Source organism: Nocardia sp., assembly GCF_025465275.1.
Lineage (GTDB): Bacteria > Actinomycetota > Actinomycetes > Mycobacteriales > Mycobacteriaceae > Nocardia.
Map to the genome: position 1 here is coordinate 1 of NZ_JAODNK010000179.1, position 15,043 is coordinate 15,043.

At 63.0% G+C, this 15,043-nt stretch carries 14 protein-coding genes and 1 pseudogene; 12 read left to right on the top strand and 3 right to left on the bottom strand.

All coding sequences use genetic code 11. The features are described from left to right. The 9 genes and pseudogenes from JWN03_RS36710 to JWN03_RS36750 all read left to right on the top strand — a co-directional run. Window positions 1-1,548 (top strand): annotated as a pseudogene (locus JWN03_RS36710) (hypothetical protein); the annotation flags it as partial. Window positions 1,549-1,581: 33 nt separating this feature from the next. Next, complete coding sequence (locus tag JWN03_RS36715; RefSeq protein WP_297625145.1) at window positions 1,582-2,412, top strand: hypothetical protein; 831 nt, start codon at window positions 1,582-1,584, stop codon at window positions 2,410-2,412. Continuing rightward, a complete protein-coding gene (locus JWN03_RS36720; RefSeq protein WP_297625148.1) occupies window positions 2,376-3,989 on the top strand; it encodes a Gp37-like protein in 1,614 nt (537 codons plus the stop codon). Before JWN03_RS36715 ends, JWN03_RS36720 begins: the two co-directional genes overlap by 37 nt. Before the next feature lie 29 nt (window positions 3,990-4,018). Beyond that, entirely contained in the window at window positions 4,019-4,843 is an 825-nt protein-coding gene (locus JWN03_RS36725; RefSeq protein ID WP_297625151.1) for a peptidoglycan recognition protein family protein, read from the top strand. 27 nt (window positions 4,844-4,870) lie between these two features. Beyond that, the gene (locus JWN03_RS36730) at window positions 4,871-5,128 is read left to right on the top strand and encodes a hypothetical protein (protein WP_297625154.1); all 258 of its coding nucleotides are present in this window, start codon (window positions 4,871-4,873) and stop codon (window positions 5,126-5,128) included. Window positions 5,129-5,213: 85 nt separating this feature from the next. After that, window positions 5,214-5,609: a hypothetical protein gene (locus JWN03_RS36735; RefSeq protein ID WP_297625160.1), complete on the top strand. Its 396-nt coding sequence runs from the start codon at window positions 5,214-5,216 to the stop codon at window positions 5,607-5,609. Window positions 5,610-5,612: 3 nt separating this feature from the next. Continuing rightward, the gene (locus JWN03_RS36740; protein ID WP_297625163.1) at window positions 5,613-7,064 is read left to right on the top strand and encodes a hypothetical protein; all 1,452 of its coding nucleotides are present in this window, start codon (window positions 5,613-5,615) and stop codon (window positions 7,062-7,064) included. A gap of 49 nt (window positions 7,065-7,113) precedes the next feature. Beyond that, window positions 7,114-8,544, top strand: a complete 1,431-nt coding sequence (locus JWN03_RS36745; protein ID WP_297625165.1) for a hypothetical protein — start codon at window positions 7,114-7,116, stop codon at window positions 8,542-8,544. Between the two features lie 3 nt (window positions 8,545-8,547). Beyond that, window positions 8,548-9,297, top strand: a complete 750-nt coding sequence (locus tag JWN03_RS36750; protein ID WP_297625168.1) for a hypothetical protein — start codon at window positions 8,548-8,550, stop codon at window positions 9,295-9,297. Window positions 9,298-9,778: 481 nt separating this feature from the next. Here the strand turns inward: JWN03_RS36750 and JWN03_RS36755 are convergent, their stop codons facing one another. Then, window positions 9,779-10,972 (bottom strand): helix-turn-helix domain-containing protein, encoded by a 1,194-nt coding sequence (locus tag JWN03_RS36755; RefSeq protein ID WP_297625376.1) that lies wholly within the window; start codon window positions 10,970-10,972, stop codon window positions 9,779-9,781. A gap of 64 nt (window positions 10,973-11,036) precedes the next feature. Between JWN03_RS36755 and JWN03_RS36760 the strand changes: the two genes are divergently transcribed. Next, window positions 11,037-11,594, top strand: a complete 558-nt coding sequence (locus tag JWN03_RS36760) for a flavoprotein (RefSeq protein WP_297625171.1) — start codon at window positions 11,037-11,039, stop codon at window positions 11,592-11,594. Window positions 11,595-11,693: 99 nt separating this feature from the next. Here JWN03_RS36760 and JWN03_RS36765 read toward each other — a convergent pair whose 3' ends face one another. Both JWN03_RS36765 and JWN03_RS36770 read right to left on the bottom strand, forming a co-directional pair. Continuing rightward, window positions 11,694-12,890, bottom strand: coding sequence for a pentapeptide repeat-containing protein (locus tag JWN03_RS36765; RefSeq protein WP_297625174.1), 1,197 nt, complete (start codon window positions 12,888-12,890; stop codon window positions 11,694-11,696). Window positions 12,891-13,379: 489 nt separating this feature from the next. Beyond that, window positions 13,380-14,168, bottom strand: a complete 789-nt coding sequence (locus JWN03_RS36770) for an AsnC family protein (protein WP_297625177.1) — start codon at window positions 14,166-14,168, stop codon at window positions 13,380-13,382. Window positions 14,169-14,334: 166 nt separating this feature from the next. On the opposite strand from JWN03_RS36770, the gene JWN03_RS36775 reads away from it, so the two are divergent. Next, a complete protein-coding gene (locus JWN03_RS36775; protein ID WP_297625181.1) occupies window positions 14,335-14,613 on the top strand; it encodes a type II toxin-antitoxin system RelE family toxin in 279 nt (92 codons plus the stop codon). Between the two features lie 59 nt (window positions 14,614-14,672). Then, on the top strand, window positions 14,673-14,984 hold the full coding sequence (locus tag JWN03_RS36780; RefSeq protein ID WP_297625183.1) for a type II toxin-antitoxin system prevent-host-death family antitoxin: 312 nt from the start codon (window positions 14,673-14,675) through the stop codon (window positions 14,982-14,984). The last annotated feature ends 59 nt before the right edge of the window (window positions 14,985-15,043 follow it).

The window sequence follows — 15,043 nt, forward strand, 5'->3', positions numbered from 1 at the left end:
AACAACGGCCGCAAGATCACCACCTACACCACGAACGAGATCCAAGACGTTCGAGTGCAGGCGACAAAGAACGCTGGTCTGGACCCGAATCAGGGTCTCGTGCAAGGCCCTGTGTACATGCCCGACGGCACAGCACGTGCGGGCGGCGGGCTCGACCTGGATCGGTACGCCGACGGCAAGCTGCCCGATACCGCTGAAATCAAGCCCGCCACTGAGCGTTTGGTGCAGTGGGCGGAGCCGGAGACCGGCGGCGAGGCGTTCATCCCGCTGTCGCAATCGAAGCGGTCCCGCTCGACCGCGATCCTGTCCGACGTGGCGAAGCGATTCGGCTACGACCTGTTCCGCTTCGCAGATGGCGGCATGACCGTCGGTGCGATCGGTAAGGACGGGCTGGACGAGGCAACCAAGTACGCCAAGGGCATGAGCGGAACACCCTACGAGCTAGGGGGTTTCAGCCCGAAGGGGATCGATTGCTCGGCCTTCGCCTCGGCTGTCGTCAACAAGGCCATGGGCTTGGACGCCTACAACTCGCGGATGTCGACGGCGAACGAGGGCGAATGGCTCGCCGGCCTGGGTGCACAGCTCGGCAAGGGCGCAGCTGGAACGCTGCGGCTCGGCTGGACCAACAAGGGGCCCGCTGGCGGCCATACGGCCGGAACCTTCCCCGACGGAACGAATTTCGAGTCCAACGGCACTGACGGCGTCGTTATCGGCGGCAAGGTCGGCGCGGACGACCCAATGTTCACTGACCATGCGTTCTTCGCGCTGGGCGGCGATGCGGGCACCGCGCAGGGCACTCCGTCGAAGCTGACCGGCAAGGACGGCAGTACATCGCCCTCCTCCAGCCCGACCGACAGCGGCACGACTGCTACCGACGGCACCCGCGTGTACGTCACCAACTGGCCGGATTCGTTGGGCGGCAAGACAGTCGAGCGGACACCGCTGGCCAGTCTCTCCGCGCGGTTCTTCGCCGACGGCTCGGAAAACCATGTCGCGCAGATCGCCAAGGGCGGCGACATGCGGGTTTGGGCCGAACCCGAGACCGGCGGCGAGGCATACATCCCGCTGTCGGCCGCCAAGCGGGCACGCTCCACCGACATCCTGCGCAAGGTCGCCGACCGGTTCGGGTTGTCCCTGAGCCCGTACGCGAACGGCGGATTCGGTGGCGTGGGTAGCTCAGGAGACGGGGGCGTGCACACCGGCTCGTGGAGCGTCATCACGCAGGGCGATCAGGGCGATATCCCGCTGTCGACGCCCGGCAAGTCCGGCGGCCTCAACGGCACTGCCCAGGACGCGTATCGGGCGATCAGCGTCCTGGTCGGTGGCGCGCTCGCGCTGCGGTCCGGCTGGGATGAAGACGGCAAGTTCCAGGGCTTCGACACCAGCAACACGTCCATCCCCGGATTGGATGGCCAGCTGGAAGAGCTGGGCTCGAAGCTTGACGAGATCGTCGCAGCGGCCCAAAAGCCCACCCCCGTAGAGGTTTCGGTCGATATCGACTCCGGGGCGCGTACCGCGAACATCAACATCACCAAGCTGGGGCTCTAGGGCTCCAGCTTCTTCGTTAGACGGGAAGCTGCAATGGCAGTTCGCTACGAGCTGCGCGGCGTCGAGTATCCCGGACATCCCCGAACCATCTGGCGATTCGGCGACCCCGAATGCCCGCTCCGCCTCGCCCAGGCTCCCCTGGGCGTGGGCGGAGCGCCGATGGCTCATGTCCGGCAGGCCAACGCCCGCCAAGCCGGTGCCACCTACCGAGGCACCAACCGAGAAATCAACCCGATCAGCATCACCGTTCGCGTCGGCCCTGTGAAGCCCGGCGAAGAAGCGTTCGACCTGTGGAGCACATGGCGCGAAAGCCTGGGCGACGGAACCAATCTCGCCGAATGGCACGTGATCACACCCGGCGGCGGACTCCGCTGGCAGTACGTGCGGCTGGAGACGGCCATGTCCGATCCGCCGTACGAATTGCTCGACACCGTCGGCTGGTGCACCGAGGACGCAGTCCTGGTCTCCGACGAATCCTGGTGGAACGCAGCGCCAGTCAACCCACCGGCCTTCGCTCCCGACCAATTCGCAGGTCGCAGTATCCGCAACGACGGCGACGTTCCCACGTGGCCGTTCTGGCGGCTCACCGGCCCCGGCGCGTTCTCGATCGGCCTCGGCACCGAAAAGGTTCTGCTGCCCAAGCTTCAGCCCAACGAGGTGTGGACGGTCGAGACCAATCCGGAGTTCCCGCACATCAAAGACTGGACCGGCAAGGACGTGTGGAGCAAGGCAGGCAACGTCGCCTGGTACCACAGCGCATCACCGAAAACGACTGTGCCACTGAACATCGAGGGCATCGCCACCACGGCCGATAGCCGCGTAGAGGTGTGGCTTCCGCAGAAGTATCAGCGGGCCGCCGCATGAGCGCCCCCGCGTACGCCCCGACCTACGCCCCGCCCAATCCGCTCTGGCGGCCCAACACCAAGACGCCACCCGCATTCGACATCACCGTCTTCAATCAGGACTACACCCAGTCCCGCCCGCTCGGCCCGTACGTCAAGGCCCGGTTCGGCTGGTTCTGGAATGTGCCTGGCACCGGCACAATTCAGGTCCGCGCGGATCACCCGCTCGCGGCCCGGCTGATGCAGTGCAAGCGCGACGTCGTGCCGATCCGCACCTACTACAACGGGATCCCCTGGGACGGCCGCGTGATGTCCGCGACCATCGCGGGCAAGCCTGGCGAAGAGATCGTCACTGCAACTTGCGTTTCCAACCTGTACTGGCTGCTCACGATCCTCGCGTGGGTTAATCCCCTGTTCCCGCCAGAGGTCCAGGTCGGTTTGACCGGCAAGCAGGACATCATGTTCGGCCCGGCCGACTTCGTGTTCAAGTACTTCCTCGCGAAGAACGTCATCCGGTTGCAGAAGCCGGTCTACATGAAGCTGCCGATCCGGTATGACATCCCCGAGTTGCCGCAGCTCAAAGACCTCAAGTCCCTCGATGACATCCTTAAGGCAATCGACGACCTGACCGCCGAACTGGTCATCATCTCGGCCCGGTTTACCCAGCTCGACGAGCTGTACAAGACCACAGTCGATTCCGCGGATCTGGGTCTGTCGTGCACCCTGTGGACGCCGAAGGACGGCCCCTCGCCGTGGGTGTTCAACACCGACACCCTGGCCCGGCTGCAGAACGTCTTGGACCTGTCCGGCGACAACTTCTTCTGGTTCTTGAACCCCGGCAACATCCTCGGTCTGGCGGACCCGGACCAGTGGGGCAAGGCGCAGAAGGCCGGATACGTCTTCGATACCCACAAGAAGCGTGACCGCCGCTGGATGCAGTGGCGCACCGACTCCGGCCACATCACCAACTACACGCGCGGTGTCAGCCACCCCAAGGCGCACTCCGCGATCGTCGGTGGCAAGGCACCGGAGTTCGTGAACCAGGTGGTCGAGTGGGCCGCCAACGCGGCGATCAAGGCACTGCTGAACTGGCTGCTGCCCGGCGCATCGCTCGGAGACATCCTCGTCGGAGACCTCTTCGACGACATCTTCTTTGCCTACCAAAAGTTCGATGACCACCAGCTGAAGGCCGATCTCGGCCCGCACGCTTTCGGTGAGATCTTCGTGGACAACACCTCCGCCTACTCGCTCGACGGCCTCGCTGTCGGCATGGCCGGACTGAAGGCGGCAGGCGGCGGCGAGTCGCTGAAGCTGGAAGTCCAGGCCGGCGGAATCGACGGGCGCAGCTTCTCATTCGGCGAGGACGACGGCTCCGGCCGCCGCTTCAAGGTCGGCGACATCATGACCTTCTACGACCGGGGCACGGTCATCGAGGACTACATCTCCGCTGTCGAGGTCGAGGACTCCCGAGACGACAAGTGCACCGAGTTCATCACCATCGGCGACGACGGCGAAGTCAAAGACGCCTGGGAAAAGCTCATCGACCGCATGAAGGGCTTCGCCGGTCTCTCGCGCGCCATCGCCAACGGCACGGGCTAATTCCGACTACCAACCAAGGGAGGCCCGATATGGGCTGGAAGGGCGACCCTGTCTGGCTCGCAGACGTTCTGCGGGACGAGGGTCTGAATGTTGTTGAAGCGCCGGGGTGGCGAGACAGGGGACACGGCGACTTCCGGGAAATCTGGGGAATCGTCTGCCATCACACCGGCGGCTCCCGCACCCCAGCGAGCGAAATCATGTACGGGACAGCGGCTCTGGAAGGTCCGCTGTCGCAAATCCATCTGGCGCAGGACGGTACCGCGACTGTGTGTGCGGTCGGCGTCGCCTGGCACGCCGGTTATGGCGTGTATCCGGGTCTGCCGGAGGACAACGCGAATTGGTACACGATCGGCATCGAGGCCGCCAACAGCGGGCAAGAGGGCTGGGGTGACGCCCAGTACTGGGCTTACGTGAAGGTGTGTGCCGCGATCTGCCGAAAGCTCGGCTACGGCGCGAATCATGTTATCGCGCACAAGGAATGGGCTGGCATCGAGAACCCGCTTGGCATCAACAAGCAGGGCAAGCCGGACCCCGGCCGCATGGATATGGACCGCTTCCGCGCCGACGTCCAGGCGCAAATCGAGAACCGAAAGGGAGGCTTCCTCATGGCACTGTCCGAGGAGAAGCAAAACCAGCTGTACAACCTCGTCACCAAGGAACTGGGCTACCGCTTCCAGTCCCGCTACAAGGACGAGCTGGGCCGCCAGTCCGACTACCGCGATTCGCTGGTCGGCTTTGTCCTCGAAACCGACAGGAAGGTCGAGTCTTTCGACCGCTGGCGGCGCGAGAAGGACGAACGAGACAAGGCCCTCGACGCCAAGCTCGACGCCATTCTCGCCAAGCTCGCCGCCTGATCTACCCATCCACGAAGGAGGCCCCACATGGGTGACCACTCCCTGCCCGCACCGTCACAGACCGCGTACCCGTGGCGCGCCACCGTGCGCACCGTATTCCAGGTCGTTCTCGCCCTGGCCACGCTGCTCCCCATCGTCGTGCTCACCGGCGGTATCCCCGCCACCGGCGCGATAGCGGTCGTCTTGGCCGCGTGCGCGGGCATCACCCGCGTAATGGCGCTCCCCGCTGTTAACGAGCTGCTGGCCCGCTTCGCTCCGTGGCTGCTCGCAGAGCCGCCGGCCTGATCCACAACCGACCCAGCCGCGGAGGCCGCCCCCTGATTTTTCGGGAGGCGGCCTCCGCCGTGTTCGCCCCTCCACGGAGTCAACGGTGTCCCTCACCCCCTACATCAACGACATGCTGACCCTCCTCGGCGTGCTGGCGGGCGCATTCGGCCTATGGCACGCCACGCGGCATAAGACCAGGGTCGAGGCCCGAAATGCGAAGGCCGACGACGACATCGAGCGTGAACGACTCGACGGCGAACGGCTGAAGATGCTGCTCGACGCGCAGCGCGCCGACTTCGAATCCATCGTCAAGCCGCTCCGCGACGACGTCGACAGCCTGCGCCGGGAAGTGCGTGAGCTGCACGACGTCATCGACGCACTGCGCGCCCGCTACCGCCTGGCCGTCGACTACGTCCGCGAGCTCCTCTCTTGGGCACGCCGCCAGCCCGCCGCCGAAACAGCACCCATCCCACCGCAGCTCATCGCCGACGAGGTGTAGCCAATGAAGCGACTCATCCCGCCGCCCGAGGTCATGCCGATCTTTGGTGGCTTCGTCGACACGTTCCTCAAGAGCCTGTTCGGCATCACCTCCGCGCACGGCTCAGCCATCGCCCAGCTCGAATCTCGCCTCGCCACCGGTGCGTCCTACGTGGACAACTTCAACCGCAAAGAGTCGAACATGCTGGGCAACGGCTGGATTCAGGGCGGCAGCGGCCAGGGCCTCGGCGTCATCGACTTCGCCGCTCGCCTCGACAACCACGGCATCTCGCCCGGTATCCGCTACGCCATCTGCCCGCAGCTGATGAGCGAGGACAACCACTCAGTTGCCTCGATCGTCAATCCCGCCGGAGTGATGGACGGGTGCCCCACAGCGCTTTTCGTGCGCGCCAACGCCGATCTCACCGAGTTCGTGTACGTCAATATCTGGAAGCGTTCGATCCAGCTCGGGCGCGGTACACGCAGTGGCGACACCTGGAAGTTCAACGACTGGAAGACCTACGCCAAGGGTGTGCAGGAATCCGACACAGTCGAGCTGGTCGCCGAAGGCACGACCTATCGGGTGATCGTCAACCGCACCAGCGTGATTGAGCACACCGACACCACCGGCTACCCGATCGATGCCACACACCGCACCGTCGGCTTCTCCTCGGAGACCCGTTTCCAGGGCATCATCCCCAACTACTCATGGGGCCTGGCCAGCTTCGTAGCCCGCTCGGGCATGGGCCATCTGTCCACCGCCCAGGCCGCCGCCAGCGAGGCGCAGGTGACTGCTCGCAGCGCCCAGACCGTCGCGACATACGCGCAGACGACCGCGAACGGCAAACCGAACTTCAGCGACATCCCTACCAATATCCCGCTGTGGCAAAACATTAACGCGGTCGATGACCCCACCTTCCCCATGTCGCAGCTGGTGATGTGGACCTCGGTGTCAGGAGGCTACAACGCGCCCGCCACCGGCGACGAGGCCAGGGAACCGGACTACACACCCCGGACCCGATTCCTGGAACTGGGATTCATCCGAGCTACCCGAGACCGCAGCTACAGCACGGTCGGCATGATCACGGGCCGTGGCGGCTGGGGATTCGACCCGCAGTCGTTCACTGTCGCCGTGTTCAAGATGGACCCGGGAAACGGGAACCTGTCGAAGATCTGGGACAGCGGTGACGTCAAGAGCCAAATCACCACCTCGGGAACGCAATTCCGGCTGACGATGCCAACGATCAAGGCGAAGCAAGGCGACGTCTTCGTTGTCGGCGTGCTCCAGATCTCGCCGATGCCCGGCACGTCGAATCGTCCGCTCGCCTGCGTGCACCAGAGTCAGCCAGCCCAGCCAGCGGGCGTGTTCCCCCGCAACATCTACGGCTACGTCAAGGACCTGGACACCATCCCGGACTTCATCAGAGCCTCCGATATCCAACAGGGCATATGGATTCCGTGGTTCGTCCTCGGGTAGCGCCTCAAGTGCATTCCACGTTCACCCCCGAAGCAAGAAGGAGGTCCCGGTGACCGTCCTGTTCGACCATTTCAGTGACCTGGGGGACGGGCCTGTCGAAGGCATCTGCGAGATATGGCGGCCCGCCCTGAGCCAGGACGTAGACCAGGAAGGCGTAACCACACCGAACCGAGTCAGCGTCGCCATCGTTGCCGGAAGCCTCACCACCCCCGACCTCGACCCTGGCCCTGCCAAGGTGATGCTGCGGCTCGGTGGCTGGACTCGCCCGCAGGACATCATCATTCCGCCGTCGGCGACTCCGGTCCGTCTGTCGCCGCTGTTCGGTCAGTTCGAGGAGCAGCCGCCCGCCGTCGTGTCCGAGGCGTGGCGCGCCGCGACCGCTGCCCGCGTCGCCCGTGATGAGGCAGTGCTCGCGGCCGATGGCGTGCGCGACATCTCCAAGGACGCCGCCCAAGTCGCCGCAGACAAGGCGACCACTGTCGCAGCGCGTGATGTGACTGTCACGGCGCGTGACGCTGCGGTCGCGGCACGCGTCGCAGCTGACGCGTCACGCGACACCGCGACGCAGAAGGCAGGTGCGGCAGCGACGAATGCCGCTGGCGCCGCTGGCGATCGGGCAGCCGCGGAAACCGCCAAGACCGATGCTGTGGCCGCGCGTGATGTCGCAGTGAACGCGCGCGATGTCGCGTCGGCGAAGGCGAACGACGCGGCGAAGTCTGCGGTCGACGCAGCGAAGTCGGCGCAGGACGCGGCGAACGCTGGCGGCGTGCCTTCCAGCCGCACCGTGACCGCAGCCGGCGGATTGACCGGCGGGGGTGACCTCAGTGTCGACCGCACCGTGTCCATCGCAGCGAACGGCGTCACCAACTCCCACATCGCCGATGGCGCACTGTCGCAGGCCAAGTTTGCGGCATCGGGCGCGATCAGCGATGCGATCAACGCTCGCGAGCTGACCGTGAAGAAGGGTGCCGCGAACGGGTACGCCTCGCTCGACCCAACCGGCAAGGTCCCCGCGACGCAGCTGCCGTCGTACGTCGATGACGTACTCGAATTCGCCAGCACGGCAGCATTCCCCGGCACGGGCGAGCCCGGCAAGATCTACATCGCCATCGACTCGAACAAGGTGTACCGGTGGGGCGGCTCGTCCTACACCGAGATCTCGCCGTCTCCCGGATCCACTGACGCAGTGCCCGAGGGCTCGACGAACCGCTACTTCACTGACGCACGCGTCGCGTCGGCCGTCGCGTCACTGTTCGGTTCGACCGCCGGTTCGGTGACGCAGGGCAACGATCCGCGCCTGTCGGATGCCCGCGCACCGAAGGCACACGCGCACACCATCTCCGACGTGACCGGTCTACAAGCGGCCTTGCTGACGATCGGCACGACGTCCACGACGGCGCTACGCGGCGACGCCATCCAGGTTGTCGCGTCACTTCCCAGCACACCGATTGCCGGTGTCCTGTACTGCATCCCGGAGTAGCCCATGCCCCTCTATGTCGGCTCGCAAAAGATCAAGACGCTGAGCCCCGGCGGGCAGAAGGTGAAGGAAGGGTGGCAATGGAACGGCACGGCCTGGAAGAAGGTCTTCAGCACCGTCCCGCCCTTCGGGTTCGTCGACGAGTTCAACACCGCATATCCGGATTCGCTCGGCCCGGCCTGGACGTACCTCTCCGGCGTGAAGGGCCGAGTGGTCAACGGCCATGCGGTACTTGCCGGGATGGGAACGACGGGCAAGGTTTCGTACTGGTACCGCCCGACAGGCGTTGTCGTTCCGCAGGACGACGTTGCAGTCCGGCTCCGGATCACTGCGCCCACTCCGTACCTTCTGGCCAACGACAATGAAACGATCGTTGCGTTGCACTGCACGGATGACGCCGCGACCAACGACGCCGTGTGGGCGGTCTTCATGGGAGGCAAGGTCCGGATCATGAGCATCATCGGCGGGACGCAGGCCGTACGCAGTCCCGACGCGGTGTACCCGGTCGATGTCGACCTTGAATTCCGGGCAGTGGGCCGCTCGTTCTCGATCGTTCGTGTTGATACCCAAGCGGTTCTCACCTCGTGGCTGGACTCGGGCAACGAATCCAAGATGGACGCCTCGCACCGCGCGTTCAAGATCGCGCTGACTGGCAACTTCCCGTTGTTCCAGCAGCAGTACAACTCTCCGGCCCTCGACCGATTCGAGGCCCGGCTGCCGGACGCGTCCCCTGGCAAGGAGCAGAAGAAGACCTGACACGAACACACCCTCAGCCCGGTTCACCTCGGGCTGGGGGTGATTCGTCGTTTCAAGGCCAGTTTCGCTGCCGATCGAGGTCTCGGTTCAGACGTTGTTGCCACGCAGGCAACTCGCGGAGCTTGCGGCTTCTTACCGTAAAAGTCATGCAGGCGACACACGCAACACGTCTTGCTCAGGCCGACGAGGCCCTGCGACAGCAACGCGAAACGTTCGAGTACAACAGGCTCATGGACCGGTGTTGGAACCGCGTGAGGCTGGCCATGGCATGCATCGCGCTCGTTTGGTTGCCTACGATGAACGTGACGTGCGTCTGGATTGTCTTTCATCACAACAACTTTTCCGACGCCACGGTGGCCACCGCCACGAGTTCTTTGCTGGTTGGCTCATCGGGATTTGCGGTCTGGGTCTGGCGAACGGTCCTCTCATCGCAGCGGCCGACGACTTGCTCCCCGGTCACTCCCATGCCCACGTAACGTGCTTAGGCGGACAACACATCGCATCGCTCAGCCAGACCTCTAAGCGCGACTTCTGTAGCCCGGCTGTGGGTATCGTCCAGCAACTGGCGCACGCTCTCGCGCACAACGGGGCTCAAGTGCACACGCAATGGGGCGGCACGCTCGGCCTTCTGGAAAGCGCCGATAGCATCTCGATCCCGATCCAGTCGCGTGAACGCTCGAGCTACATCTACCCAGAGATACGACAACCGCTCCCGATTCGGGACCTGGGCTGGATTGATTCGGTCAGCTGCGGCCAGCGCGGCGGCCGGGTCGCCAGCTTCGACTTCAACGGCAACTCTGTGCATGAGGACGTTCCAGTCGCTGAAGGAGGTCCGATCCGCGACCGCGCTCCGGTCGGTCATGAACGTGGCCATCTCCTCGGCATCATGCAGCTGAGCCTGAGCCGAAGTCAGGTCGCCAGCGCAGGCTGCGGCAAAGGATCCGACCAGCAGGCACGATCCGCGCGCAGCAGCCGATTCGATCTGGCCTAGTTTGACTGGAGTTGTTTCTGCGGCCGATGCGGCGATTTCGTGAGCCTTCGCCCATGCCCCGACCGGGTAGAGGGAATGGGCCTGTGTGTACGCGGCCATCGCACGCCATCGTGGGTCATCGAGCTCTGCGCTCACCTGCTCCATGCGCGTGGCAGCAATCCAGGCGAGATCCATTTCTCCTAGGTTGCGCATCAGAAACGCTGCATCGTAGGCAATTAACGAGAATGCCTTCTGAACGATAGGGGTGGGGTCGGTAGTTACTTTCTGGTGAAGGCCGCGTAGAAGGTAAGGAATCAATCGCGCCTGTCCGACCATGTCGCAGTTTCGCGAGAAGAGCCACGATGCAGTTACTTGCTCTTCGAGCGAATCTTCAGCATTGCACCAAGTCGGGTCTGGGCCATCGGGAGCTAGGAGCGCGAGCCGCACAGCCATGACTGCACGCTGCGCCTCGGCATGTTCCCAGTCGTGCGGCGCATAGGGTTTCCCAATAAGATCGGTGATCGATGCACCGAGGGCACCTGCCAGTTGCGTGAGCAACTGCAAGGAGTCAAGCTCCCTTTCTCCACGTTCAAGGCGAGACAGGTATGACTTGCTGATGCCAGCCAGTCCAGCTGTAGCCTCAAGGCTCAACCCCCGCAGACGACGCTGGCGTCTGATCGTGCTTCCGATACCTGGACCATGCACGGCCCACCCCCAGTGATCGAGCAATCAGGGGTGCCCCCCGATGCGGACACCATAGACTGTGTTGATGGAGGGAAGTGAGAAAATGGACGATCCGGTGCTTTATGTTGTCTCTTGCGGAAGTCCGGCAGCAGATGGTTTGCCAGAATTTGTTAGGCAAACGAAACGTGATGGGTGGCGACCGTGCGTGGTCACCACACCTATGGGATCGCGTTTTTTCGACTTAGAGGAACTCGAGCAACTGACCGGATATCCCGTTCGCAGCGTTTACAAGAACCCTGATGACCCTGATGTTCTCCCTCTCGCGAATGCCGTTGTGGTCGCGCCCGCAACATTCAACACCGTGAATAAAATTGCAAATGGGATCACCGACACCCTCGCAACGGGCTTGATCTGCGAATACATAGGTCTCGGAGTCCCTGTCCTGGTAGTACCTTCGGTTAACGAAGCTCTTGCAAATCACGGAGCTTTCCGACGCAGCCTTGGTTATCTCGCAGACGGCGGCGTCCATCTAATCCTCAACAAGATAACCAACCTTGAACCACGGTCAGCATCGACGCTCGACGTCGAGTTTCCCTGGGAGCTAACAATGCGCACACTCAACGCTCTTCGCGATAAGACCTAGAGCGGCGGACCACGCAAAGACTCGATAGGAAACAAACACCCCAGTCCGGTTCCTCGGGCTGGGGTGTTCGTCGTATCGCCGCTGTAATAGATAATTGGTCTACGGGAATTCGGGTGGCCAGATGGTCGGCTGAACGTTCGGGGGCTTGAGGGATCTGTCTTCACTCCAGTCGAATTTTGACTGCCTCCATCCGTGGCTCCATCCGGGAGAACTTCCCCATCGCCGAACGTGCTGGAAGTCGATCAGCTGTAAACCGAAATCAGTCTCATCGAACGTGGCGCCGCCTCGAAATGAGGCACTGAACCTAGCCTCGTCCTTAAACTTCGCCTTGCCGAAGTCGCAGCGGCCGGAGAAAGTTGAACCGGCGAACGTCACACTTCCCTCGAAGACCGCATCTCGGAAGTCGCTTCTGACCCCCAGAAACGCAGCATCCATAAATTCGACCTGGCGAAAGGATGCTTTTGAGAAGTCTATTGAGGAACTGAACTCCACGTCCCAGAACTCAGCCTTCCCACCAAAGGTGACGCCCTCGAAGTTTACATCGCCGAACTTGACGTAGTTAAAAGAAGCGTCATTCGAAAAAGTGCAATTATCGAATTGGACCCATCCCATGAGTTCGGAATAGTCAAAATTCGCGGCACCGACTAAGGTTGAACCCTCGAAGCGCGCTTCCCCTTTGAATGAGGTTGATGAGAAGTTGACATTTTCGAGGTATGCGTCTCGAAAGTCGAAGCTGGCAGAAGACCAATTGAACTGACGGCTCCGGAGATGGTCGGCGATCACACGCAGGATGGTCTGTCTCACTTCACGGTCATTTTGCAGGTACTCAAAATGATTCTCGACTTCTAGGTCCTCATTTCCCGAGCTTTTTCGTTTCTCTATGTGCTTGGTCTGGTAGTTGGAGCCGCGTTCAGGGGAATATGGCAGTCGCAGGTAGCCGCAAAGGACATCGATGCACTGTTGGCGTTGTGGCCCTTTTGATTCATTTGCAACTCCCGCCATTGCATACACACCGGCTATTCTTACAGCGATCTGGCTCGCGCCGAGCTGCGCCGCCGCAGCTCCAAATCGCTCCACAAATCGCCCTTGCTCAACGTCTCGCTGCCTTCGGTAAGCCACCACCAGGGCAACCACTGCACCAATGCCGCCAGCGAGAGTGAATGCAAGTTTAGTTATGTCGATCGGATCCGGCGATTTCGCTGTGGGATGCAAGGCTTTCACAAGGCCCCACCAGGAGAACCAGGCGATGGCACTTCCACTCGCTGCCGCTATAAGCACGGCCGGGAGAAGCGTCATGCTACGGAGGCGGTTTTGTATGAATATTATTACTCGCGGCCAGCGCAATCTGAGAACGATTATTCCAACATAAATGAAGAGCGCAAATAGGAAGCTCGCACCCCTATGGGTATACTTCGCTAATAGTAACTCGAATGCGACCGCAAGCAGAGCGAGAGCAAACCACACCACTGATCGAATAGTGAATCTGACGAACGAGAGGATCTTGTCGACTACCCTACGGAGGACCTGCTTTCGTTCCAGAGGCTCCCGCAACCAGTCCAACATTTCGGCAATCCGTGTCACCATTTGATCATTTTCACGGTTGAGTGTCGCCACCGCAACGGAACAGGTGATCAGGTGACCTCCAGATCGATTTCTGGAATCCGCTTTGTGAGAGGTCTCAAATCAAGGCGTAGATTTGCTCACCAGCAGATCGCTGGCCTCGCGCCATGCGGCCGGGATGTTGGGCAGAGCAGCCCTAGCTGCCCACACCGGAATCGATTCCCCTCAGGCCGTGCGTTGTTCGCCCTGCATGGCGTCGATGGCCTTGCGCCACCGGCGAATAGTCGCCTCCGACTTGCCGACGCGTTCCGCAATGGCGTAGTTGGACAGTTCGGTGTCGCGCATCAACTGATCGGCGATGTCGCGCTGAGCATCCTCGGCAACCGGCGGCGCAGCAGGCTTCACAGCCGGTGACGCATCCTCGTCGTCTGTCGCGTCGTACTCGTACTGCCATGCGTCACCCTCGAATTCGTCGGCGTCATCCGCGTACACGGGTGCGTCACTCCATGCGTCATGTGCGTCGCTCGGCACGCTCCAGGGTTCCGCCGGCCTCGGCTCCGCGGGCTCGAAATCCAACTGCGTCAGCGGTTCGACAGGCTCCCATTGCGTGGCACTCTCGGTCGGTGTCGTGGCATGACGCGTCGCTGACGCATGACGCGCAAGGTGGACGGTCAGGTGCGTCACGGCGACCAGGGCGACCGGTGGGACGGCTGCGACGGCAGCGGCGATCTGGCCGGGCATCGGGCCTTCAGCCATGACCGCGTCGAGGATGTTGCCAGCGATCGAGACGGCCGCGCCCGAACCGAGCATTGTCCACGCGTACCGCGAGCCTTGGACGGCGACGACGGCGAAGGTGGCAACGAGGATCAGGCCGTCGACGATCAGCGGCCAGAGGACTGGGATCGCGACGCCGGATCGGCGGGCTACGTCGCTGAGTGCGGCGAACGACAGGACCGAGGACAGGGCTGCGATCAGGATCGTTCCTGCGGCTGCGGTGCGGGCAGGGGAAAGCATCGGGTGGTTCCTTCCGGGGCACTGGTGGCGGCCAGCTCTAGTTGTTGACGTGGTGACGATAACATAGGACTGTACATAATTTGGTACGTAATTCAGTACATCACAGGGTACATTCACTGGTGTACGGATCACCGGGGCCGCCACCCCACCACGAAAGGAACCACCCATGACCCAGCCGCAGCAGCCCGAGTATGAAGTGACCATCGAGCGCCAGGCCCTCAAGGAACTCGCCGCAGTCGAGCCCCGCCCGCAGCGGGCGGCCCTCTCGGTGGCGATCATGGACCTCGGATTCGACCCCCGGCCGAGCGGTTGCACCAAGCTCAGCGGCGTGTCCGGATACCGCATCCGAGTCGGGGGCTACCGCGTGGTTTACCTGATCGACGATGGTGTCCGCATCGTCACCGTGACCAAGGTCGGCACCCGAGGGGCCGTCTACAAGAAGTGACGGCCCCGGCCGCCGAAACAGCCCCCGCCGTCCAGGCCGGCGGGGGGAAGGGAAAAGTCATGAGCGTCAAGAAGAAGCGCGAGCCGCTGGCAGCGACCAAGGCCCGCCGGGTGCGTGCGCACGCGCGGCCCTCCATGGTTCCGTTCGGCGAGGCGCGGTCGTCCCTGACCCAGCAGATCGAGGTGTCGAGCGAAAGGGATGTGATCATCCTGCGCAACTCGCAGCCCGCCGCAGTGCTCATCTCCTACGAGCGGTACGAGGCTCTGCTGGATCACATCGAGGATCTGGAGGACCGTCTCTCGATCGTCGAGCGCGAGGACGACACCGTGTCGTTCTCGGAGGCGCTCGGCGACCTCGACAGCGACAGCTGACCGCCAACGCCGTCCGCTCCGCCCCTGTGCCGCAACTGGGTACGTTTAGGGCGGGGCGG

Bases quoted from the DNA above. Each gene is read 5' to 3' on its own strand.
- JWN03_RS36730 (WP_297625154.1), top strand. From the start codon at position 4,871: ATGGGTGACCACTCCCTGCCCGCACCGTCACAGACCGCGTACCCGTGG.
- JWN03_RS36775 (WP_297625181.1), top strand. From the start codon at position 14,335: ATGACCCAGCCGCAGCAGCCCGAGTATGAAGTGACCATCGAGCGCCAG.
- JWN03_RS36750 (WP_297625168.1), top strand. From the start codon at position 8,548: ATGCCCCTCTATGTCGGCTCGCAAAAGATCAAGACGCTGAGCCCCGGC.
- JWN03_RS36770 (WP_297625177.1), bottom strand. From the start codon at position 14,168: ATGCTTTCCCCTGCCCGCACCGCAGCCGCAGGAACGATCCTGATCGCA.
- JWN03_RS36740 (WP_297625163.1), top strand. From the start codon at position 5,613: ATGAAGCGACTCATCCCGCCGCCCGAGGTCATGCCGATCTTTGGTGGC.
- JWN03_RS36715 (WP_297625145.1), top strand. From the start codon at position 1,582: ATGGCAGTTCGCTACGAGCTGCGCGGCGTCGAGTATCCCGGACATCCC.
- JWN03_RS36780 (WP_297625183.1), top strand. From the start codon at position 14,673: ATGAGCGTCAAGAAGAAGCGCGAGCCGCTGGCAGCGACCAAGGCCCGC.
- JWN03_RS36765 (WP_297625174.1), bottom strand. From the start codon at position 12,890: ATGACGCTTCTCCCGGCCGTGCTTATAGCGGCAGCGAGTGGAAGTGCC.
- JWN03_RS36760 (WP_297625171.1), top strand. From the start codon at position 11,037: ATGGAGGGAAGTGAGAAAATGGACGATCCGGTGCTTTATGTTGTCTCT.
- JWN03_RS36725 (WP_297625151.1), top strand. From the start codon at position 4,019: ATGGGCTGGAAGGGCGACCCTGTCTGGCTCGCAGACGTTCTGCGGGAC.